This is a genomic window from Ruminococcus sp. XPD3002 (assembly GCA_900119535.1).
Taxonomy (GTDB): domain Bacteria; phylum Bacillota; class Clostridia; order Oscillospirales; family Ruminococcaceae; genus Ruminococcus; species Ruminococcus flavefaciens_H.
In genome coordinates this window covers 262,547-285,872 of sequence record FPJT01000004.1, presented here as the reverse complement: position 1 = coordinate 285,872, position 23,326 = coordinate 262,547, and the positions used below count along the sequence as shown (strand labels likewise).

General features: G+C 46.3%; 14 protein-coding genes. 13 read left to right on the top strand and 1 reads right to left on the bottom strand.

Features of this window, described 5'->3' with window-relative positions; translation table 11 throughout:
- The first annotated feature begins 17 nt into the window (after window positions 1-17).
- From BT127_RS05615 to BT127_RS05565, 11 genes are all read left to right on the top strand, one after another.
- On the top strand, window positions 18-1,457 hold the full coding sequence (locus tag BT127_RS05615; RefSeq protein WP_075424043.1) for a TrkH family potassium uptake protein: 1,440 nt from the start codon (window positions 18-20) through the stop codon (window positions 1,455-1,457).
- A gap of 91 nt (window positions 1,458-1,548) precedes the next feature.
- The gene (locus BT127_RS05610; RefSeq protein ID WP_075424042.1) at window positions 1,549-4,002 is read left to right on the top strand and encodes a leucine-rich repeat protein; all 2,454 of its coding nucleotides are present in this window, start codon (window positions 1,549-1,551) and stop codon (window positions 4,000-4,002) included.
- A gap of 745 nt (window positions 4,003-4,747) precedes the next feature.
- Window positions 4,748-5,164: a 30S ribosomal protein S12 gene (rpsL, locus tag BT127_RS05605; protein ID WP_075424041.1), complete on the top strand. Its 417-nt coding sequence runs from the start codon at window positions 4,748-4,750 to the stop codon at window positions 5,162-5,164.
- Window positions 5,165-5,391: 227 nt separating this feature from the next.
- Window positions 5,392-5,862: a 30S ribosomal protein S7 gene (rpsG, locus tag BT127_RS05600; protein WP_031559491.1), complete on the top strand. Its 471-nt coding sequence runs from the start codon at window positions 5,392-5,394 to the stop codon at window positions 5,860-5,862.
- 18 nt (window positions 5,863-5,880) lie between these two features.
- Window positions 5,881-7,959 (top strand): elongation factor G, encoded by a 2,079-nt coding sequence (gene fusA / locus BT127_RS05595; protein ID WP_075424040.1) that lies wholly within the window; start codon window positions 5,881-5,883, stop codon window positions 7,957-7,959.
- 165 nt (window positions 7,960-8,124) lie between these two features.
- On the top strand, window positions 8,125-9,324 hold the full coding sequence (tuf, locus tag BT127_RS05590; protein ID WP_075424039.1) for an elongation factor Tu: 1,200 nt from the start codon (window positions 8,125-8,127) through the stop codon (window positions 9,322-9,324).
- Between the two features lie 165 nt (window positions 9,325-9,489).
- Window positions 9,490-10,008 carry a MotA/TolQ/ExbB proton channel family protein gene (locus tag BT127_RS05585; RefSeq protein ID WP_075424038.1) on the top strand — a complete coding sequence of 173 codons (519 nt, stop codon included), beginning with the start codon at window positions 9,490-9,492 and terminating at the stop codon, window positions 10,006-10,008.
- Window positions 10,005-10,601 (top strand): hypothetical protein, encoded by a 597-nt coding sequence (locus BT127_RS05580; RefSeq protein WP_075424037.1) that lies wholly within the window; start codon window positions 10,005-10,007, stop codon window positions 10,599-10,601. The genes BT127_RS05585 and BT127_RS05580 overlap by 4 nt, the downstream gene beginning before the upstream one ends.
- Window positions 10,602-10,614: 13 nt before the next feature.
- Window positions 10,615-11,109: a hypothetical protein gene (locus BT127_RS05575; protein ID WP_075424036.1), complete on the top strand. Its 495-nt coding sequence runs from the start codon at window positions 10,615-10,617 to the stop codon at window positions 11,107-11,109.
- Window positions 11,110-11,526: 417 nt separating this feature from the next.
- Window positions 11,527-12,471: a flavodoxin family protein gene (locus tag BT127_RS05570; RefSeq protein ID WP_075424035.1), complete on the top strand. Its 945-nt coding sequence runs from the start codon at window positions 11,527-11,529 to the stop codon at window positions 12,469-12,471.
- A gap of 238 nt (window positions 12,472-12,709) precedes the next feature.
- Window positions 12,710-13,732, top strand: a complete 1,023-nt coding sequence (locus BT127_RS05565; RefSeq protein WP_075424034.1) for a dockerin type I repeat-containing protein — start codon at window positions 12,710-12,712, stop codon at window positions 13,730-13,732.
- A 166-nt stretch (window positions 13,733-13,898) separates the two neighbouring features.
- Here the strand turns inward: BT127_RS05565 and BT127_RS05560 are convergent, their stop codons facing one another.
- Window positions 13,899-14,693 carry a PfkB family carbohydrate kinase gene (locus BT127_RS05560; protein ID WP_318257164.1) on the bottom strand — a complete coding sequence of 265 codons (795 nt, stop codon included), beginning with the start codon at window positions 14,691-14,693 and terminating at the stop codon, window positions 13,899-13,901.
- A 556-nt stretch (window positions 14,694-15,249) separates the two neighbouring features.
- Here BT127_RS05560 and rpoB point away from each other — a divergent pair.
- Together rpoB and rpoC are read left to right on the top strand one after the other, a co-directional pair.
- Window positions 15,250-19,164: a DNA-directed RNA polymerase subunit beta gene (rpoB, locus tag BT127_RS05555; protein ID WP_075424033.1), complete on the top strand. Its 3,915-nt coding sequence runs from the start codon at window positions 15,250-15,252 to the stop codon at window positions 19,162-19,164.
- A gap of 98 nt (window positions 19,165-19,262) precedes the next feature.
- Window positions 19,263-22,988, top strand: a complete 3,726-nt coding sequence (rpoC, locus tag BT127_RS05550; RefSeq protein ID WP_075424032.1) for a DNA-directed RNA polymerase subunit beta' — start codon at window positions 19,263-19,265, stop codon at window positions 22,986-22,988.
- Window positions 22,989-23,326 lie beyond the last annotated feature (338 nt).

The following is a 23,326-nucleotide window of genomic DNA, read 5'->3' as shown; positions in this document are numbered from 1 at the left end:
GAGCGCTGCCGGACTATATGAACTATAAAATGATAATCTATATTATGGGACAGATACTTAAGGTCGTTGGACTTTTCATGCTGCTTCCCATAATCGTCGGACTCATCTACGGTGAGGACCATGTTATAACATCTTTCGGAATACCATTTGCGGCACTTATGATAGTATCACTTATCATAACGGCGAAGAAACCAAAGAACAATGCCATATTCTCTATGGAGGGATTTGTCAGTGTTGCGGCATCGTGGATAGCAATGTCACTGATAGGTGCTGTGCCGTTCGTTATCTCGGGCGAGATACCCCACTATCCCGACGCTCTCTTCGAGACCGTCTCAGGCTTTACGACTACAGGCGCTACTATCCTTTCGGACGTTGAAGCTATGTCGAAGTCATGTCTTTTCTGGCGAGCCTTCACCCACTGGCTGGGCGGTATGGGAGTCCTTATGTTCGTGCTGGCGGTCATGTCCAGCAACGACAGCCGTACAATGCACATGATGCGTGCTGAGTGTGCAGGACCTAACGTAGGAAGACTCGTATCAAAGTCGAAATTCTCGGCGAGAATACTCTACGGTATATATATATCCCTTACTGTTGCGGAAGCAGTGCTTCTCATGTGCGGCGGAGTTCCCCTCTATGACGCTGTGCTCCATGCCTGTTCATCCGCAGGTACAGGCGGATTCTCCATGTGGGGTGACAGTATCGGACACTATAACAGCGTTTACGTTGAAATGGTCGTTGCGATATTCATAATCCTCTTCGGAGTTAACTTCAACCTGTACTACTACCTCATTATCCGCAAGTTCTCGCTTGCCTTCAAGAACGAGGAGGTAAGAACGTATTTCGGCATTATCATTGCCGCTACGCTCATTATAACCTTCAACGTCATGAAGCTCTATAACGGATTCGGAGATTCACTGAGACATTCGTTCTTCATGGTCGCATCCACCATAACCTCCGCAGGATTCTCAACTACCGATACGGCGCAGTGGCCGATGTTCTCGCAGACACTGCTGCTGCTCCTGATGTTCGTGGGCTCCTGTGCAGGTTCAACGGGCGGCGGTATGAAGGTATCACGTATAATGATAATCATCAAGACAGGCATCAAGGAACTGAAATACATAGTCAGTCCCCGTGCTGTTGCAACAGTAAAAATGGACGGCAAACCCGTCGAAAAGGACGTTGTCCGCGGTGCAAGCAACTACCTGATACTGTTCATCATGCTTATGTGCATATCTCTGCTCCTCATCACTCTCGATAATTTCACCATAGAAGAGAGTGCTTCGGCAGTTATAACATGTATGAACAATATAGGCTTCGGTGTAGGCGCTTTCGGACCTGCGGGAAACCTCGGCGGTCTGTCATCGTTCTCAAAGATAGTCCTCTGCTTCGATATGCTTCTGGGACGTCTTGAGATATATCCGCTTATTATGCTGTTCGTTCCGAAGAAGAACAGCTGATAAATATTATATAAAGAGACCGTTCCCGTGCATGGAACGGAAAAGGGAAAAATTGATAGTGCCGCAGATATTGCGGCAAAAGGAGGAAATTATGAAAAAATTACTGAGTATCGCACTTGCGGGACTTATGTGCGTTACATCCGCCTCGTATGTCCCCGTAACAGCCGCAGATGTCACCTTTGACTATTCTGCTGTGGAAAGCCTCAATGCTGCAACTTCGGGACAGTGCGGAGATAACCTTACATGGAATCTCAGCGGCGGTACACTGACTATCTCGGGTTCGGGAGATATGGCAACATGGCAGATCGTTGAGTATGTACCGTGGCATGAACATGCTTCCGAGATCAGGAATGTTGTGCTTGATGAAAGTGTAACTCTGATCTCAAGATGTGCTTTTGCTGATTGTTCTAATCTCTCAAGCATTAATATTCCCGCAGGTTTAACAGCGATAGCAGCTTATGCTTTCAAAGGCTGCTCATCACTTACAACGATCACCGTTCCTCCGAATGTGGAGTTCATCGGTAATCATGCTTTTCAGGATTCAGGATTACAATCAATTGTAATAGAAGGAATGAATACTGAAATAGTAGGTGTAGGTGATACTGTAAACAATGCGATGATCTATACACCTGAGGGCTCATCAGCTGCCAGAAAGGCATACAGAATCGGTCTGAATTACTCTTCAAGCGGAGCGCCTTCAAACCCGACGCCAACACCTACTCCTACAGCACCGCCTGTAACAACGACTACGACAGCAAGACCTACAACTACGACTACAGCAAAACCTACTACAACAACAGCAAAACCTACCACAACAACAGCAAAGCCTACAACGACTACAGCAAAGCCTACCACTACTACGGCTAAGCCGACTACCACAACAGCGGCACCTACAACAACTGTTCCTGTGACAACTACCGTTGAAGTGACCGAGCCCCCTGTGACTACTACGGACATAAATGCACTTCGTTTCCAGGCAAAGGTAGAAGTTGCGGATATGCCTTCAAAGGTCAATTACGGCATAGGTGAGAAGCTCGACACAGCGGGACTCACCATGGATGTATGGCACAATACCGCAGGAAATGAGCAGAAGGTCTACTCAAAAGACCGTGTATCGGACCACAGTGACAGATATATCGTTTCCGAGCTGGACAGCAGTACTCCCGGCATGAAGCAGATATCCGTTACATATCAGACCTTCAACAACGCTACAGGTGAGTGGGTATACGCAAGCACACATTTCTGGGTAGACGTTATCTCTCCCGTTACCACAACAGAACCGCCTGTTACCACAGTAGTAACAACGACGGTAACTCCGACTGCTGAGCTGGATTTCCGTATCGTATCCGAGCCTTCAAAGAAGTACTATGAAGTTGGCGAGCCTCTTGACCTCAGTGATGCGACCGTTATGGACAAGGTAACATTCCACGATCGCTACGGCAATACTCAGTATATCGATTCGGGCGAGAAGAGCGTTCTGGACTATGATATAGATGCATCCTCATACAACAACAGCATCCCCGGAATCTATCCGATACGTGTTACAAAGCGCTTTGAAAGAGACGGAGTCGTTGCAGAAAAGACTGTATCATTCGATGTTACGGTAAAGGTGCCCGTAGTCACTACACCCCCTGCAACCGAGCCGATACCCGATAATATAACCTACATCTACTTCCTGAACAAGGACACAAGAGAACCTATCGACGTAAGAGGTCTCTTCTATATCACTCCGAGCGGACAGTCGGGACAGCAGACCATGCTGACTGCGATTTACAAAGAGGGATATGAGTTCGAGCATACAAGCAGTGCGGCAATACTCAGGATAAGCGAGCTTGCCAAGGGCTATGAGTTAGAAGGAAGCAAGAGCATCGATTTCAGAAACACCGATAAGGTAGTAAACGTTTATGTCAAGGTAACGGCAGTTGCTACAACGACCACAACTACGGTTACAACAACAACTGTAACAACAACTACTACAACAACTCCCGTGACCACCACAACAGCACCGCCTGTTACAACAACTGCTCCCGTAAAGGAAGTTGTCATCGATATCCAGCAGCCTTCCGCAGATCTTCTTAAGGTTGGCAATACGTTCAAGATAAACTATACCACCGACAGCGATATGAAGATGTTCTACGCTTATCCGAGTGATATGAGCATCGCAAGCGTAACAAATGACGGTGTTGTAACTCTCCTTAAGAGCGGCAAGGTAGTCATCAACATGGGATTCCGCGACAACAAGTGGAACGTTGAACAGCGCAGCATAACCCTGAATATACCGAATTCGGGTACTGTTACGGATTATATGCTCGGCGATATCAACCTCGACGGAACCGTAAATGCATCGGATGCAACAGCGGCACTTTCCGAGTATGCACGCCTTTCAACAGGTGAAAAGGGCATGTTCAGCGAGAAACAGATGCTTGCGGGAGATATCGACAGAAACGGTCAGATAAACGCCACCGATGCGACCATGATACTTTCGTACTATTCGTTCCTGTCAACGGGCGGAAGCGGTCCGATGGAGGATTACATTAACAGGTAACGACAGCATTTAAGTTAATACGTGCTTTGCGGGGAGACCTTTCAGGGGTTTCCCCGTATTTTTATCAGGGAACCTTGCAACATTGCCAGCTTTATAAGAACAGACATTGTTGCAACCTTGATTCGGATGAGATTTGGAAATTATGTGTAGGGGCGCATTCCGTGCGCCCGTCTCTTACACGTACAATCGCCCACAACCCTGATACCTTGTAGGGAACGCCGCTCTCAGCTTTCTGCTTTCTGATCGCTGAGTTCTGATAACTGCTTTCTGAAAACTGAAAGGGGAACATTGCAACATTGTCTTTTCTTATAAAGCCGGCATTGTTGCAACCTTGATTTGGATGAGATTTGGAAACTATGTGTAGGGGCGCATTCCGTGCGCCTGTCTCTTACACGTACAATCGCCCACAACCCTGATACCTTGTAGGGAACGCCGCTCTCAGCTTTCTGCTTTCTGATCGCTGAGTTCTGATAACTGCTTTCTGAAAACTGAAAGGGGAACATTGCAACATTGTCTTTTCTTATAAAGCCGGCAATGTTGCAGTCTTGATTCGTATGAGATGCGGAAAACACGAAAAATAGCCAATACATTAAGGATTAATGAAGTCTGTAATGGTGAAATCTCCGAAAATGGAAAAAATCCCTGTTTTTCATGATTATCTCTTGACAATATGGCTTTTTTAGGATATAATATTTAGGTATGCTGCTTATGGGCATACTATATCTTAAGAAAAAGGAGGAAGATTGTGCCTACATTTAACCAGTTAGTTCGTAAGGGAAGAAAGGACCTCGAGACAAAGTCTACAGCTCCTGCACTCCAGAAGGGCTACAACGCTAAGAAGAAGGCTCAGATCAACCAGAGCTCACCTCAGAAGAGAGGCGTTTGCACAGCTGTAAGAACAGCTACACCTAAGAAGCCTAACTCAGCTATGAGAAAGATCGCCAGAGTTAAGCTTACAAACGGCTACGAGGTAACTTCTTACATTCCGGGTATCGGCCACAACCTTCAGGAGCACAGCGTCGTTCTCATCAGAGGCGGACGTGTTAAGGATCTCCCTGGTGTGCGTTACCACATCATCAGAGGCGCTCTCGATGCTCAGGGTGTTGCAAACCGTAATCAGGCTCGTTCCAAGTACGGTGCAAAGAAGCCGAAGCAGAAGTAATAAGTTCTCTGTATACAGCTTGCGGCATGCTGTATAAATCATCGCCGTATACATTAATATAGGCTATCTACTACCGCAGGATGATGCGGAGATTATATATAGATGATATGATCCTCTGCATTGGCCCTGACGCACTGACCGGTGAAGCATTGTCGGTCAAACGACAGTAATCGGTCAAGTACGAGTACCTATGAATTCATGAATCTATATGAAGGAGGGAAGCGAAAATGCCAAGAAGAGGTAATATCGCAAAGCGTGACGTATTACAGGATCCTGTATACAATTCAAAGCTCGTTACACGTCTGATAAACAATATCATGTTAGACGGTAAGAAGGGTGTTGCGCAGAAAATCGTTTACGGTGCATTCGACATCGTTGCTGAAAAAACAGGCAAGGACGCTCTTGAGGTTTTCGAGCAGGCTATGGAAAACATCATGCCTGAGCTCGAGGTAAAGGCTCGCCGTCTCGGCGGTGCTACTTACCAGGTTCCTATGGAGGTAAGACCTGAAAGACGTCAGACACTCGGTCTCCGCTGGATCACAAAGTATTCCAGAGAGAGAAACGAAAAGACAATGAAGGAAAGACTCGCAGGTGAGATCCTCGACGCTCTCAACGGCACAGGCGGTGCTTGCAAGAAGCGTGACGATACTCACAAGATGGCTGAGGCTAACAAGGCCTTTGCTCACTATCGTTGGTAATGCTCTAAGGAGGATATTATGGCAAGAGATTGTTCACTTGAAAATACCAGAAATATCGGCATCATGGCCCATATCGACGCAGGTAAGACCACTACCACAGAGCGTATCCTTTTCTATACAGGTGTAAACCACAAGATCGGTGAAACACACGAAGGTTCCGCTACTATGGACTGGATGGAGCAGGAGCAGGAGAGAGGTATCACAATCACTTCTGCTGCTACAACTTGCTACTGGGCAGGCCACAGACTTAACATCATCGACACCCCGGGCCACGTTGACTTTACTGTTGAAGTTGAGCGTTCACTCCGTGTACTCGACGGCTCTGTAACAGTTCTCTGTGCTAAGGGCGGCGTTGAGCCACAGTCTGAGACAGTTTGGCGTCAGGCTGATAACTATAAGGTACCACGTATGGCTTATGTAAATAAGATGGATATTATGGGTGCCGACTTCTATCATGTTGTTGACATGATGAAGGACAGACTTAAGTGTAATGCCGTTCCGATCCAGCTTCCTATCGGTGCTGAGGACGAGTTCAAGGGAATCATTGACCTCGTTGAGATGAAGGCTTACATCTATACAAACGATATCGGTACAGATATCAAGGTCGAGGATATCCCCGATGATATGAAGGAACTCGCTCAGAAGTACCACGATGATATGGTAGAGCACGTTGCAGAGCAGGATGAGGAACTCATGATGAAGTACCTCGACGGCGAAGAGCTTACTCAGGAAGAGATCAAGACATGCATCAGAAAGTCTACTATAGCTAACGAAATGGTACCTGTAACATGCGGTACTTCATACAAGAACAAGGGCGTTCAGAAGCTTCTCGATGCTATCATCGACTATATGCCTTCTCCACTCGATGTTCCCGCTATCAAGGGCGTAAATCCCGATACAGACGCAGAAGAGGAAAGACCTTCTTCAGATGACGAGCCATTCTCAGCTCTCGCATTCAAGATCGCTACTGATCCTTTCGTTGGTAAGCTCGCATTCTTCCGTGTTTACTCAGGCGTTGTAAACCAGGGCGACACAGTCCTCAACGCTACTAAGGACACTAAGGAAAGATTCGGCCGTATCGTTCAGATGCACGCTAACCACAGAAAAGACCTTACAACTGTTTACTCAGGCGATATCGCTGCTGCAGTTGGTCTTAAGAATACAACCACAGGTGATACACTCTGTGATGAAAAGCATCCTATCATCCTCGAATCCATGGAATTCCCGGAGCCTGTTATCCAGCTCGCTATCGAGCCTAAGACTAAGGCCGGTCAGGAAAAGATGGGTATCGCTCTCGCAAAGCTTGCTGAAGAGGATCCTACTTTCAAGACATGGACAGACGAGGAAACAGGTCAGACTATCATCGCCGGTATGGGTGAGCTTCACCTCGATATCATCGTTGACCGTCTCCTCCGTGAGTTCAAGGTAGAGGCTAACGTTGGTGCTCCACAGGTTGCTTACAAGGAAACTATCAAGGGCAAAGCAGATATCGATTACAAGTATAAGAAGCAGTCAGGTGGTTCAGGTCAGTACGGTCACGTTAAGATCCGTGTTGAGCCTAACGAGTCAGGTAAGGGTTACGAGTTCAAGAACGCTGTTGTCGGCGGTTCTATCCCGAAGGAGTATATCCCTGCTGTTGACGCAGGTATCCAGGGCGCTATGAAGTCAGGTATCCTCGCAGGTTACGAGGTTGTTGACGTTAAGGTTGAGCTCTATGATGGATCATACCACGAAGTTGACTCTTCAGAAATGGCATTCAAGATCGCAGGTTCTATTGCGTTCAAGGAAGCCCTCAAGCAGGCTAACGCAGTTCTCATGGAGCCTGTTATGAAGGTTGCTGTTATCGTTCCTGATGATTACCTCGGTACCGTTATCGGTGACCTCAGCTCACGCCGTGGTCAGATCCAGGGCCAGGAAGCAAGATCAGGTTCTATCCAGGTCGACGCTCTCGTTCCGCTTTCAGAAATGTTCGGCTATACTTCAGACCTCCGTTCCAACACACAGGGCCGTGGTCAGTATACAATGGAGCCTCACAGCTATGAGGAAGTTCCGAAGAGCATCGCTGAAAAGATCATGGCTAACAGAGCTAAGAACTGATCATTTCTGCAAAATTAACAGAAACTCCGCCTGAAAACGGCGATAATTATCAGAATCATGTGCTTCGGAGAAGTTTTTTCTACGAAACACTTGAATTTACCAAAATAATCTGGTATAATATATATACAGATTTTACTGAATTCTTATTTAAGGAGGAATTTTCCAATGGCTAAGGCTAAATTTGAAAGAACTAAACCCCATGTTAACATCGGTACAATCGGCCACGTTGACCACGGTAAGACAACTCTTACTGCTGCTATCACAAAGACTCTCGCTATGAAGGGTCAGGCTCAGTATGAGGCTTATGATATGATCGATAAGGCTCCTGAGGAGAGAGAGCGTGGTATCACAATCAATACTGCTCACGTTGAGTATGAGACAGATAAGCGTCACTATGCACACGTTGACTGTCCTGGTCACGCTGACTATGTTAAGAACATGATCACAGGTGCTGCTCAGATGGATGGTGCTATCCTCGTTGTTGCTGCTTCTGATGGTCCTATGGCTCAGACAAGAGAGCACATCCTTCTCGCTCGTCAGGTTGGCGTTCCTGCAATCGTTGTATTCATGAACAAGGCTGATCAGGTTGACGACGAAGAGCTCCTCGAGCTCGTTGAGATGGACATCCGTGACCTTCTCTCAAGCTATGACTTCCCTGGCGATGAAACACCTATCATCAAGGGTTCTGCACTTGCTGCTCTTAACGCTCCAGATGATCTCAGCGATCCTGCTTACAAGCCAATCCTTGACCTCATGGATGCTGTTGATGAGTACATCCCAAGCCCTGAGAGAGACGATGCTAAGCCATTCCTTATGCCTATCGAGGATACAATGACTATCTCTGGTCGTGGTACTGTTGTTACAGGTAGAGTAGAGCGTGGAAAGCTCAACGTTAACGAGCCTGTTGAGATCGTTGGTCTTTCTGACGAGAAGCTCAACACAGTTGTTACAGGTCTTGAAATGTTCAGAAAGACTCTTGACTTCTGTGAGGCTGGTGATAACGTAGGTGCTCTTCTCCGTGGTATCACAAGAGACCAGGTTGAGCGTGGACAGGTTCTCTGTAAGCCAGGTTCAATCCACCCACACACAAAGTTCTCTGGTCAGGTTTACGTTCTTAAGAAGGAAGAGGGCGGACGTCATACTCCTTTCTTCAATAACTACAGACCTCAGTTCTACTTCAGAACAACAGACGTTACCGGCGTTGTAACACTTCCTGCAGACAAGGAAATGTGCATGCCTGGTGATAACGTAGCTATGGATGTTGAGCTCATCACTCCTATCGCTATCGAAGAAGGACTCCGTTTCGCTATCCGTGAGGGTGGTAGAACAGTTGGTTCAGGCGTTGTTACAAAGATCAACGAATAATTAAATTTTTGCTCAGACGATTATTAAGACCGTACCTTCGGGTGCGGTCTTTTTGTATGTTCAGGCGGGTTTCTGCGGACCTTCTCCCGATTTTTTTCATTTACCGTCATTTCCCCTTGCATTTCATTGTAAAATGTGTTATAGTTGAATACGGGAGGTGCGATGATGAAAGATCTGATCTCTGTTATTTTTATGAACTTCTGGGGATATGACTGTATCATATTCCTTGCAGCCGTTTTTACGGCTTTTATTTACTATGCAGTCCGAAGATCGTCGGAAAAGCTCCATAAGAAACTCCACCTGACGGTCTATGTGCCCGATGACGAGCTTTCGCAGTACGAAGCAGCCGACGAGATTGCCGAGCTTCGTGAGAATGACGTTCTTACCATGCGAAATCATATGGGCAAGCTTTATTCTCTTTTCGTGAACATGACGGGTATTTTTCCCCTTCTCGGAATACTTGGCACAGTGGTTTCACTGCTATCACTGGTAACGGACATGCATGACGTTACAGGCAATTTCTACGGTGCGCTCACTTCTACATTCTGGGGAATAGTTTTTGCTATCATTTTCAAGCTTCTGGACGGTATTATTTCCCCACGTATCGAATACAACGAGAAAAGTGTCTCTCTTTACCTTGAAAGACAGCGTGAACGCCGTAAGGACAAGGTGAGCGCTCCATGAAAGGCAAGGGTATTATCATAGAGCTTACCGCTCTGCTGGACGTCATACTTATCATGCTGTTCTGGGTTATGATGAACATGAAGGACGAGACCGAAGCCGTGCAGAATGAAGCGGAGGCTAAGGTCAGCGAGGTACAGCAGAAGTACAGTCAGCTTGTGGAGGACTACGAGCTGCTTGAAATGGACAAGGACGAAATGAGTTCGGAGTACGAGGAGGAAGTGAACTTCCTTCAGGACAAGCTTGATAACCTCGATACCGACGCCGCAGTAAATCAACGTGCCCTTGACCGCTATACCGAGGGACTTCCTGTGATGCTGAACCTGAAATACGATTCGGTTGGAAAGCTTTTCGTCTATGATGATGAAAGCGAGATAGGCAAGACTCTGCTCATATCAAAGGACAAGGTAGCGGAGTGCATAATGGATTTCCTTGAAGCGGCGGACATGTCCGAAGATGACGTGATACTCTGTGCGCTGGTCTATGACGGCGAAAGAGCGCTGTACAGGGACGTTAAAATGGTAAGAGATGCGATAGATGAGGTCGGTGTAGAATACCGCCATTTCTACTGCACTTATATAAATACAAACAGATGAAAGGGTGAACTGTATGCCAAAGAAAACGGCAAAAACAGAAAATCAGGCTGCTGAAAACGGCGGAAAGAAGCGCAGGGGAGGAGTTAAAGCAGGTATAGGTGCGCTTATAATCGGACTTATTCTCGCACTTCTGCGTCTGCTTGGATATCTCGGACTCGGTCCCGATTTCGGACTTGGTACAGGAAAGGTATCGGGAAACAGCGAGAGCAGTGTTTCGGCAACTCAGGATATCAACGACAAGGAAGCGGAGACAGAGGCGGCAACTGAGCCTGAAACCGAGGAAGTTACCGAAGCTCCTGCAATAGAGTATGTTGAAGTCAAGGTATCGGGCGGTACTATCATGTATAACGGCGAAGAGGTGTCTGCTGACGATGTAGTTTCGGCTGCAAAGTCCGCAGGTGAGGACGCTATAATCCGTATAACCGACGATGATGCAACTCAGAACGCTATGGAGGCACTTAAGACTGTCCTCGATAACAACAGCGTGAATTATATCATAGTCGAGTAAAATACACTGCCTGAGAGTGATGCTCATACAGCAAGTTAATACGTCTTTATCGGGGAAAACCTTTCTGAGGAAAGGTTTTCCCCGAACCCCTTTCCAAAGACTTTTTGCCCCAAATTTTCAGTCTTACAGGGTACTTAACCAATGTATCACTAAACCGTCAGCTTTACATGCGTACCCTGTAAGGCTGAAAATTTAAAGTAAAGGCTCTGAAACAGTTCGGGAGAACCATTTTCAAAATGGATTTCCCAGATAAGTACGTATAAGCTAACTATGTAGGTATTACTAACAGACGGTGTTTGCTTTTGCTTGATTTTGTATAATTTACAGCAATTATTATCTTGTGTTTATAGGGGATATGCTGTATAATTGTAATATAAACCATGCAGATGCGGAAAAGCATCGGAAAAGGAGTAAAATATGGGATTTAAAGTAATGGGCGTTACAGCCGGAAGAAAAGACAGCAACTGTGAGATACTGCTTAAGGAAGCCCTTCTTGTCTGTCAGGAGCAGGGTGCAGAAGTAACAATGATAAACCTTAAGGATTACGAGCTTCTCGACTGTTCTGGATGTACTTCATGTACAATGGGAATGTCAATGGGAAAGAACACAGGCTGCGCTCTTGCAGACAAGGATGACAAGCATAAGATAATGGAAGTTCTTCTTGAACAGGACGCAGTTATTTTTTCTGCACCTACATATGCGCTTATGCCTTCTTCACTCTTCCTTAAGTTCATGCACCGCAACCTCGCCTACGAGACTGCGTTCCTTACCAAGATAGGCGCTATAACTCCCCGTGACCGTATAGGCGCTCTTATCGCTGTAGGCGGTTCTACACGTTCATGGCAGTCAATGGCTCTTGAATGTATGCAGGCTTCAACATTCTCCAACAGCTTCAAGATAATAGATATGTACATGGCAACAATGGTTCCTGCACCTGCACAGGTGCTCCTGCACGAGGAAAAGCTTGCCCGTGCCCGTGAGATAGGCGAAAACATCATGAAGTCGCTTAACACTCCCGCAAGCGAGAGAAAGTGGCTCGGCGAACCCGATGCAGGCTGGTGTCCTAACTGCCACAGCAACTGTCTCTGTCTCGGTGAACCACAGTGGAGAGGCTTACAGTATCCTATCGAGTGCGCAGTATGCGGCGCAGGCGGAGACCTTGTAAAGACAGATGACGGAAAGTGGAAGTTCGTTATCGCTGCAAACGGACTCGAAAGAGACCGTACCTCGGAAGAGGGACGCGGAGTTCACTGCGACGAGATAGCAGATACACAGGGCGGTTTCTTCATGGATCCCGAAAAACGTGCTACAGTAGCTGAAAAGGTGAAGAAATACAAGGCTATCAAGTTCAAGGGCATCTGATAATTTAAGCGGCTTGCACCTGATTTGAACTTTAAAAATAGCTAATTAATTGTAAAATCAGACAAATTGAACAAAATGGGGAGCAGATCTTTTATGCATGATACACGTTAACCGCGTGCAACATTTGCAAATTTGCTCCCCGTTTTGTGTTATAATTATTCCTGCTGGCGCCAATTTTTTTAATAACGTTATAATAATCAGATCTACTAATCAAATTCAGCAAAGGATTGAAATTACAATGAAGAAGAATTTTACAAAAATTGCAACAACTATCTCAGCAGCTGCACTTTGCGCTGTTCCAATGCTCATGAACACAATGTCAGCAAGCGCTTTCAAGTTTGTACAGGGTTCAAGTATTGCAGGTGATGCAAATCAGGACGGCTCTGTAGACATGTCTGACGTAGTAACTATCAGACAGTTCAGAATCAACCCATCTGTTGCAGGTCAGATAAACATCTATACTGCTGATGTTAACGGCGACGGCGCTGTTAACGAAATAGATGAGAAGCTCGTTCAGAAGTACGTTGGCGGAAACTTTGGTTCAGGCTATACAAATTACAACTTCAGAACATTCTACAGAAGTGTAGGCGATGTTAACGGCGACGGCACAGTTGATATGTCAGACGTTACTTCTATCACACGCTATGTAGCAAACCAGATCAAGTATCCTATCAAGGAAAGCAGAAAGATCTACGCTGACGTTAACGGTGATAACTCTATCACAGGTACAGACGCATACCTCATCCAGCGCCGTCTTCTCGACCTTCCTTGGACTTACACAAAGCAGACAACTGTTTTTGAAAAGGGTTCAGAGATCGCAGGCGATGCAAATAATAACGGAAGCGTTGATATGTCTGATGTAGTAGCTATTACTGCATTCCTTGCAAATCCTAATCCAAATTCAGGAAGCAGCTATAAGAAGAATAAGCTCAATATCTATACTGCTGATGTTAACGGAGACAGCTATATAAACAGCGTTGATGCTAACCTTATCCAGAAGTATGTTGGCGGAAACTTCGGCTCAGGCTATACAAATTACAGCTTCAGAAGCTTCTATAAGTATGTTGGCGATGTTAACGGAGACAATGTTGTTAACAATGCAGATGCAGATGCAGTGCTTCGCTATATTGCTAACAATGATAAGTATCCTATATCTAACGGCAGAAAGATCTACGCTGATGTTAACGGCGATAACGCTATAACAGGTGCGGATGCATCTGCGATCCAGCGCCGTGCAAGCGGACTTCCCTGGACATATTGATAATATTACAGTAAAAGAATAATGCTCAAGCGAAAGGCTCCTGTTTAAGACGGGTACGCATATAGAAGTTTTGCCCCGAAGCACTTCAAAGTGCTTCGGGGCATTGTATTTTATACAACTGCTAAGACAAATCATAATTTGATGTTGCAAGATTAACATATACCCGTTAAAAGCCGCCAATATGACTTAATGTTTTAGAAGCGACTCTTGAACCTTCATTCATTGCATTTATAATATCACAATCTCTCAAATATGAACAAAGAAAGCCAGCATGATAACTGTCACCGCACCCAGTTGTATCAATTACATTATTGACAGGCACAGCATCCACTCTATATTCTTTTCCCATATAATAAGTAACGCTGCCATTTTCTGCAAGTGTAATGTTAAATATGTTGTCATACCGTTCAGACCATTTTTGAAATTGTAAAAGAATACTCTTCTCACCACTGATAAAAAAGAAGTCAATGTACGGTACAATAGTTTCTATTTTCTTAAAATCTCTTAGCACGTTGAAGTCAACGGCAAGCTGAAAACGACAACTCTTTCTAAGTTCGAATACATCATCAAAATTAGGAGAATCAAAGGTTATAAAGATAACATCAGCACTTGCAATTCTGTTCTTGTCAGAATCGCTAAGAAGATATGTGTCATGAATACCACCGTTCCATGAATCATCTTTGAAATATCTATCACCTTTCTCAGTAAGATAAATCCGATGGTTTGCAGTAGCAGAGCCTGAAATAATGTGGATAAACTCTTTGTTGATAGGTTTATTTTCAATAGATCTCAATATTGCCTTACCATAATCATCGTCACCAATTGCACCAAGAAGATCAACTGAAATATGATTGTATTTTGATGCAATTGCAGCAAAGTTCAATGCTTCACCACCGGGTCGGATTTCTCCGGTATCATCAAAAACATCTACGCACATACAAGTCATAGCAATAATATTCACATTTATCCGACCTTTCTGTTTTGGAAAAGTAAATTACGATTTATGTTAGTTACCATTATAGCACGTCATCTATGCACTGTCAATAGAAACGCCATAGTACTTCTGACTTTGCATCAGAAATACCATGGCTTAAAACTTCTATATCAGCGCCGCCCTTATCGGGAGCTTTGTTTTATATGGTATTCAGTTTAATGCAAGCTGAAAAGTATCGTTGAAAATTTTTCGCAGTTTCATTTATAGTACTTCTTTCATCGTTTTTTAGTATTACCATTTGCAACCAAAAAACTTCCGCTGCGGCAGTGAAAAACATACATAATCACTAATATTGAAAAAACCGCTTGACACAGCGGTTTTTCTGTATTATAATAATATAATGTATCAGTATGGATAACCAGCATATTTCTGCAAGATATTATAGCATACTTAGTATGCTCTTGTCAATAGTTTTGCGGAAAAATTTCCGTACTGTAACTTATTCGTCTATAAACCCTGTGGGTTTTCACAGGCTGACAGACTTGTGAAAGCCCATAAGTAAAATATTAAGGAGGTTTCGCCTATGGTGAAAGTTACGCCTAAGCAGCTGGGTAAGAATACCAGAATGAGCTTCGGTAAGATTACCGAACCGCTTGAAATGCCGAACCTTATCGAGGTACAGAAAAACTCGTATAAGTGGTTCAGAGAAGAAGGCCTCAGAGAAGTGTTCCGCGATATGACCGCGATCACTGACTACAACGGCAATCTCGTTCTCAATTTCAAGGACTACCGTTTCGATGATACCCCGAAGTATACTCTTGCAGAGTGTAAATCGAGAGGTGCTACGTATCAGGTAGCAATGAGAGCTACTGCTACTCTTTGCAACAAGGAAACAGGCGCCGTAAGCGAAAGCGAGATCTACATGGGCGACTTCCCGCTCATGACAGACAGCGGAACCTTCGTTATCAACGGTGCAGAGCGTGTTATCGTATCACAGCTCGTTCGTTCACCGGGCGTTTACTACGCTTTCGAGAAGGATAAGACAGGTAAGGATCTCTTCAATACTACAGTTATCCCTAACCGCGGTGCATGGCTGGAGTATGAAATGGATTCCAACGATGTTGTTTACGTTCGTATCGATAAGAACAGAAAGATACCGATAACAACATTCATCAGAGCACTCGGCGTTGGTACCGATGACGAGATCTATGAGATGTTCGGTGCTGATGAGCGTCTTAAGCAGACTATCCTCCAGAAGGATCAGACAAAGAACCGTGAGGAAGCTCTTATCGACGTTTACAAGAAGCTTCGTCCGGGTGAGCCTCCTACGGTAGAAAGTGCTGTAACTCACCTCAACAACCTCTTCTTCGATGCAAAGAGATACGACCTCTGCCGCTTCGGCAGATACAAGTATAACAAGAAGCTCGGCATAGCTTCACGTCTTTCGGGACACCTCCTTGCAGAGCCTGTAATCAATCCTATGACAGGCGAGATCATGGCTGAGGCAGGCGAGACTGTTACCTACGACAAGGCTTGCGAGATCGAGCAGGCAGGTGTATACTACGCTTTCGTAAAGGTAGAGGCTAAGGAGTATTTTACCAACGAGCGCGGCGAGACCAACATCAAGATGGTCGAGAGGACCGCTAAGATCATCGGCAACGGAATGGTAGATATCAGCGGTTATGTTGACTTCGATGCAGAGAAGTACGGCATCAACGAGAAGGTTTCCTTCAAGGTGCTCCGCGAGATACTCGAAAATTCCGCAGACGCTGACGAGATAGAAGAGAATGTCAAGAAGAGAGCTGACGAACTCGTTCCCAAGCACATCATCCTCGACGATATCTTCGCTACTATCAGCTATTTCATCAACCTCTGTGAGGGTGTTGGTACCGTTGATGATATCGACCACCTCGGAAACAGACGTATCCGTTCTGTCGGTGAGCTTCTCCAGAACCAGTTCCGTATCGGTTATGCACGTATGGAGCGCGGTATCCGCGAGAGAATGAACATCCAGACTCAGGATGTAAATACACTCACTCCTCAGACACTTATAAACATCAGACCTATTTCTTCGGCTATGAAGGAGTTCTTCTGTTCATCCCCTCTGTCACAGTTCATGGATCAGAACAACCCTCTTGCCGAGCTTACTCATAAGAGACGTCTTTCAGCTCTCGGTCCCGGAGGCCTTTCAAGAGACCGTGCCGGATTCGAGGTTCGTGACGTTCACTACAGCCACTACGGAAGAATGTGTCCTATCGAGACTCCTGAAGGACCTAACATCGGACTTATCTCCTATCTGGCTACTTTCGCAAGGATCAATGAATACGGCTTCATAGAGGCTCCTTACCGCAAGGTCGATAAGGCTACAGGCGTTGTTACAAACGAGGTAGTTTACATGACTGCCGACACTGAGGATAACTTCGTTGTTGCTCAGGCTAACGAGCCCCTTACAGAAGAAGGAAAGTTCGCAAGACCTCGTGTAAACGCTCGTTTCCGCGATCAGATCCTCGAATGTGAAAGAGAAAGAGTAGACTACATGGACGTTTCGCCTAAGATGGTCGTTTCAGTAGCTACTTCAATGATCCCGTTCCTCGAAAACGATGACGCTAACCGTGCTCTCATGGGCTCTAACATGCAGAGACAGGCAGTTCCGCTCCTTAAGACAGAGCGTCCGTTCGTTGGTACAGGTATGGAATACAAGGCTGCCGTAGACTCGGGCGTTTGCGTTGTTGCAGACTGCGACGGCAAGGTTACTTACGTTGACGCTGATAAGATCCACCTTATCGGTACAGACGGAATCGAACACAAATACGAGCTCATCAAGTTCAAGCGCTCCAACCAGGGTACCTGCGTAAACCAGAGACCTATCGTAACTGTCGGCGAAGAGATCAAGAAGGGCCAGGTTCTGGCTGACGGTCCCGCTACAGCAGACGGAGAGATATCACTTGGTAAGAACGCTCTCATCGGCTTCATGACATGGGAAGGTTACAACTACGAGGATGCCGTTCTTCTTAACGAGAGACTCGTCCGCGAGGATGTATTCACCTCTGTTCATATCGAAGAGTATGAGATCGAGTGCCGTGATACAAAGCTCGGACCTGAAGAGATCACAAGAGATATCCCGAACGTCGGAGATGACGCTCTCGCTAACCTCGATGAGAACGGTATCATCCGCATCGGTTCGGAAGTTACATCAGGCGATATCCTCGTTGGTAAGGTCACACCTAAGGGCGAAACAGAGCTTACCGCAGAGGAAAGACTCCTCCGTGCTATTTTTGGTGAAAAGGCAAGAGAAGTCCGCGATAACTCACTTAAGGTACCTCACGGTGAGGCTGGCGTTATCGTTGATGTCAAGGTATTCACAAGAGAAAACTGCGATGAGCTTTCAGCAGGCGTTAATATGCGCGTTATCTGCTATATCGCTCAGAAGCGTAAGATAACAGTCGGCGATAAGATGGCCGGCCGTCACGGTAACAAGGGTGTCGTTTCACGTATTCTCCCTGAGGAGGATATGCCGTTCCTTCCTGACGGTACTCCGCTCGATATCGTGCTGAACCCTCTCGGCGTTCCTTCACGAATGAATATCGGACAGGTACTTGAAGTTCACCTCGGTATGGCTTGTAAGGCTCTCGGCTGGCATATCATGACTCCTGTTTTCGACGGCGCTCACGAGGACGATATCCGTGAATGCTTCAAGATGGCTAATGAACACGCTCAGGAGCATAAGGATGATATGTTCGAGCTCAATGCTATGGATAAGGTAATCAATCCTAATGCACTCGAATTCACAGAGGATTGTAAGTTCACTCTCTATGACGGACGTACAGGTGAGAAGTTCGATAACCGCGTAACAGTCGGATATATGTACTACCTCAAGCTCCATCACCTTGTTGACGATAAGATCCACGCACGTTCCGTAGGTCCTTACGCTCTCGTAACTCAGCAGCCTCTGGGCGGTAAAGCTCAGTTCGGCGGCCAGCGTTTCGGAGAAATGGAAGTCTGGGCTCTCGAGGCTTACGGTGCTGCTTATACTCTTCAGGAGATCCTTACAGTCAAGTCTGATGATACTATAGGAAGAGTTAATACCTATGAGGCTATCGTTAAGGGACAGAACGTTCCTACTCCTGGTATACCTGAGTCGTTCAAGGTACTTATCAAGGAGCTCCAGTCACTCTGTCTGGATGTCAAGGTCCTTGATATCAATCAGGAAGAGATCGACCTCAAGCAGAACTTCGACGATGATCCGATACCTGCAAGAGATTCCTTTGCAGATGAGGATACTGCCGACAGCACAAGCTATTCCGACAGCGATATGGCTGATGCAGGATTCGGCTTTGAAAGCGAAGAAGGCGATTCACTCGACAGCGTTGACAAGGATGACGAGTTCAGCTTCGATGACGATGAATCAGACGACGACTTCAGCTTCGATGACGACGAGGAAAGCGATGATGATATCTATGACCGCTTCGACCTCGGCGAAGGATCAGACGACGAGTAATCATCCGCAATTACAGTTACAGACCGGCGGATATGTCCTTATAGGACTTCCGCTTGGTCTGATACGTATTCCGCTTTAGAATTGCAGGAGGTAGCAGTTTGGAATTTAATACTTTTGAATCTATAAAAATAGGTCTCGCTTCGCCTGAGCAGATCAGAAACTGGTCATACGGCGTTGTTGAAAGACCGGAAACTATAAATTACAGAACTCAGAAGCCTGAACGCGACGGTCTTTTCTGCGAAAGGATCTTCGGACCTACAAAGGACTGGGAGTGTCACTGCGGCAAGTTCAAGAAGATACGCTTCAAGGGCAAGGTCTGCGACCGCTGCGGCGTTGAGGTCACAAGAGCAAGAGTTAGAAGAGAACGTATGGGACGCATCGAGCTTGCAGCTCCCGTATCACATATCTGGTACTTCAAGGGTACTCCTTCACGTATCGGTCAGGTGCTCGAGGTTTCTCAGAAGCGCCTTGAAGAGGTTCTCTATTTCACAAAATATATCGTTACAGATCCGGGTAATACAGAGCTCGTGAAGAAGCAGCTCCTTTCAGAGAAGGAATACCTCTCTTACGTTGAGAAGTACGGCGACGACTTCAAGGCAGAAATGGGCGCAGAGGCTATCAAGAAGCTCCTTAACGAGTATGATCCCGCAAGATATGATGTTCAGAAGAACCGTCTTATCGAAATGGGCAAGATCTCTCTCGGCGGCAACAAGTTATCATGCTTCAACAATCCTATGGAGTGTGAGTGCGAGGAGTGTGCAAAGTTCGCTGAACTCATCGACGTTGAGTGGAAGAACAACCTCGAGATCGTTTCCGACGACCTGAAGAACGAGCTCGTTGGTCTCCCTTCAGGACAGAAGAAGGTAAAGCTCCTTAAGAGACTCCAGATAATCGAGGCATTCCGTCTCTCAGGCAACAAGCCCGAGTGGATGATTCTGGACGTTATCCCCGTTATACCGCCTGATCTCCGTCCTATGATAATGCTGGACGGCGGACGTTACGCTACTTCAGACCTTAACGACCTCTACAGACGTGTTATCAACAGAAACAACCGTCTTAAGAGAATGTTAGAGCTCGATGCTCCTGACATCATCGTAAGAAACGAAAAGCGTATGCTCCAGGAGGCTGTTGACGCTCTCATCGATAACGGCAGACACGGCAGACCTGTTACAGGTCCGAGCAACCGTGCCCTCAAGTCACTTTCCGACATGCTCAAGGGTAAGCAGGGACGTTTCCGTCAGAACCTTCTCGGTAAGCGTGTTGACTATTCGGGACGTTCCGTTATCGTCGTTGGTCCTGAGCTGAAAATGTATCAGTGCGGACTTCCTAAGGAAATGGCTCTCGAGCTCTTCAAGCCTTTCGTACTTAAGAGACTCGTTGATAAAAAGGCTATCGCTAATATAAAGAGCGCAAGAAAGCTCATCGACCGTGCAGACAATAAGGTATGGGACGCTCTCGAGGATGTTATCAAGGATCATCCCGTTATGCTGAACCGTGCCCCCACGCTTCACCGTCTTGGTATCCAGGCATTCGAGCCTATACTCGTTGAGGGCCGTGCTATAAAGCTCCATCCTCTCGTTTGCTCTGCGTTCAATGCCGACTTCGACGGCGACCAGATGGCTGTACATCTTCCTCTTTCCGCAGAAGCTCAGGCTGAGGCTCGTTTCCTCATGCTTGCTGCAAATAACCTTCTTAAGCCTTCAGACGGTAAGCCTGTTGCTGTTCCTTCACAGGATATGGTACTCGGTTCTTACTACCTTACTATGGCTAAGGACGGCGAACCCGGTGAGGGTAAGGTGTTCCGCGATGTTAACGAGGCTCTCATGGCTTACAACGAGCATGATGTATCCCTCCACGCAAACATCAAGGTAAAGATAACAAAGGATATCGGCGAAAAGAAGGTATCCAAGATAATAGATGCAACTGTAGGACGTCTCATATTCAACGAGAACATCCCTCAGAACCTCGGCTATGTTGACAGAACAAACTCAGACAAGCAGTTCGACCTTGAGATCGCTTTCCTCGTAGGAAAGAAGCAGCTTTCAGACATCATCGAGCGCTGCATCAAGATCCACGGTACTACAACTACTTCAGAAGTTCTCGACCGTATCAAGGCTCTCGGCTATAAGTACTCCACAAGAGCTGCTCTTACCGTTGCAGTATGTGATGCTACTATACCTCCTCAGAAGAAGGAGATACTCGCTAAGGCTGATGAGGAAGTTGCTCAGATCACAGCAGAGTATGAGTACGGTTATATCTCAGAGCAGGAGAAGTCCAAGAAGATCATCGCTCTCTGGACAGATACCAACGATCAGGTTACTGCTGCACTGAAGGCAAACTTCGACCGCTACAATCCTATCTGGATGATGGCAGACTCGGGTGCCCGTGGTTCTATTTCACAGATCCGTCAGCTTGCAGGTATGCGTGGACTTATCGCTAATACCTCAGGTGCCGTAATCGAGATCCCGATCAGAGCTAACTACCGTGAAGGTCTTAACATCCTCGAATACTTCATCGCTTCACGAGGTGCACGTAAAGGTCTGGCTGATACGGCTCTTCGTACCGCTGACTCAGGTTACCTTACACGTCGACTTGTTGACGTTTCTCAGGACGTTATCATCCGTGAGGAAGACTGCGGTACTACAGACGGTATCGAGGTTTACGAGATCAGAAACGGCAACGAGATCGTCGAGCCGTTCGAGGAGCGTCTTGTGGGCAGATTCCTTTCAGACGACCTCCGCGATGAAACAGGCGAGCTCATCGTTTCACGCAATAAGATGATAACAGACGCAGATGCCAAGAAGATAATGGAGGCAGGCGTTGAAAAGATAAAGATACGCTCCGTGCTCAACTGTAAGGCTAAGAACGGTGTGTGTGCTAAGTGCTACGGCGCTAACCTTGCTAACAACAACATGGTATCAGTCGGTGAGGCTGTTGGTATCATCTCCGCACAGTCTATCGGTGAGCCGGGTACACAGCTTACCATGAGAACCTTCCATACCGGCGGCGTTGCTTCTGCCGATGCGGAAGATATCACACAGGGTCTTCCACGTGTCGAGGAACTCTTCGAGAGCAGACGTCCAAAGGGTGCTGCTATCCTCTCACGCATTTCAGGTAAGATCCATATCGAAGAAGTCAAGACAACAAGAAATATCGTTGTTACTAATGACGAAACAGGCGAGACTGAGAACTACATGATCCCTTACAACCTCAAGATCCGTGTTCAGGAGGGCGAAGAGATCGAAAAGGGTACTCGTCTTACAGAAGGTAACATCTATCCTGCTGATATCCTCAATATCCTCGGTACACAGGCTGTTCAGAACTACATCATCAATGAAGTTCAGAAGGTTTACCGTTTACAGGGTGTTGATATCAACGATAAGCACATCGAAGTTATCGTTCGTCAGATGCTCCGCAAGATCAAGGTCGAGGAAACAGGCAGCAGCTATCTGCTTCCGGGAACTCTTGTTGACCGCAAGGAGATCGACACTATCAATGACGAGATACAGGCTCGTATCGATGCAGGCGAATATGATCTTCAGCTTGTACAGACAAGTCCTGTGCTTCAGGGTATCACAAAGGCTTCATCCAACTCAGACAGCTTCCTGTCCGCAGCTTCATTCCAGGAGACTACAAAGGCTCTTACAGATGCTGCTATCAGAGGCAAGAGCGATAAGCTCCTCGGTCTTAAGGAGAACGTTATCATCGGTAAGCTCATACCTGCAGGTACAGGTATGGAGTGCTACAGCCATGTCAAGGTCGTAAAGAACGAGGCATACAGCGAGCACAATGCAAATCCTGTTATGACAAATCCAATGGTATAATATCGATGCGCATATAGAAGTTTATGTGTATTTATCGGGGGAAGCTTTATGAAAAAGTTTCCCCTGATTTTTTTCTGAGCCTTTTACTTTAAATTTTCAGCTTGGCATGGCACTAACGAAATACTACAGTTTCGGATATATGTAACAGAGTGTCATGTCAGGTTGAAAATTTGGGGCAGAAAGTTTTAGGAAAGGAGTTTGAGGGTGACTCCCCGCAGTGCGGGGAGATGTCACGCAGTGACAGAGGGGACCGCCTCCGTCAGAGGAACCCTTTTTCAAAAGGGTTTCCCTCAATAATGCACATAAAACCTCAGTATACGTATCACTGTTATTCCGTC

Excerpts from the sequence above, each read along its gene's own strand:
- BT127_RS05580 (WP_075424037.1), top strand. The coding sequence starts at position 10,005 with ATGAAAGGCAAGGGTATTATCATAGAGCTTACCGCTCTGCTGGACGTC.
- BT127_RS05585 (WP_075424038.1), top strand. The coding sequence starts at position 9,490 with ATGAAAGATCTGATCTCTGTTATTTTTATGAACTTCTGGGGATATGAC.
- BT127_RS05610 (WP_075424042.1), top strand. The coding sequence starts at position 1,549 with ATGAAAAAATTACTGAGTATCGCACTTGCGGGACTTATGTGCGTTACA.
- BT127_RS05615 (WP_075424043.1), top strand. The coding sequence starts at position 18 with ATGAACTATAAAATGATAATCTATATTATGGGACAGATACTTAAGGTC.
- BT127_RS05570 (WP_075424035.1), top strand. The coding sequence starts at position 11,527 with ATGGGATTTAAAGTAATGGGCGTTACAGCCGGAAGAAAAGACAGCAAC.
- fusA (WP_075424040.1), top strand. The coding sequence starts at position 5,881 with ATGGCAAGAGATTGTTCACTTGAAAATACCAGAAATATCGGCATCATG.
- tuf (WP_075424039.1), top strand. The coding sequence starts at position 8,125 with ATGGCTAAGGCTAAATTTGAAAGAACTAAACCCCATGTTAACATCGGT.
- rpsG (WP_031559491.1), top strand. The coding sequence starts at position 5,392 with ATGCCAAGAAGAGGTAATATCGCAAAGCGTGACGTATTACAGGATCCT.
- BT127_RS05565 (WP_075424034.1), top strand. The coding sequence starts at position 12,710 with ATGAAGAAGAATTTTACAAAAATTGCAACAACTATCTCAGCAGCTGCA.
- BT127_RS05575 (WP_075424036.1), top strand. The coding sequence starts at position 10,615 with ATGCCAAAGAAAACGGCAAAAACAGAAAATCAGGCTGCTGAAAACGGC.
- rpoB (WP_075424033.1), top strand. The coding sequence starts at position 15,250 with ATGGTGAAAGTTACGCCTAAGCAGCTGGGTAAGAATACCAGAATGAGC.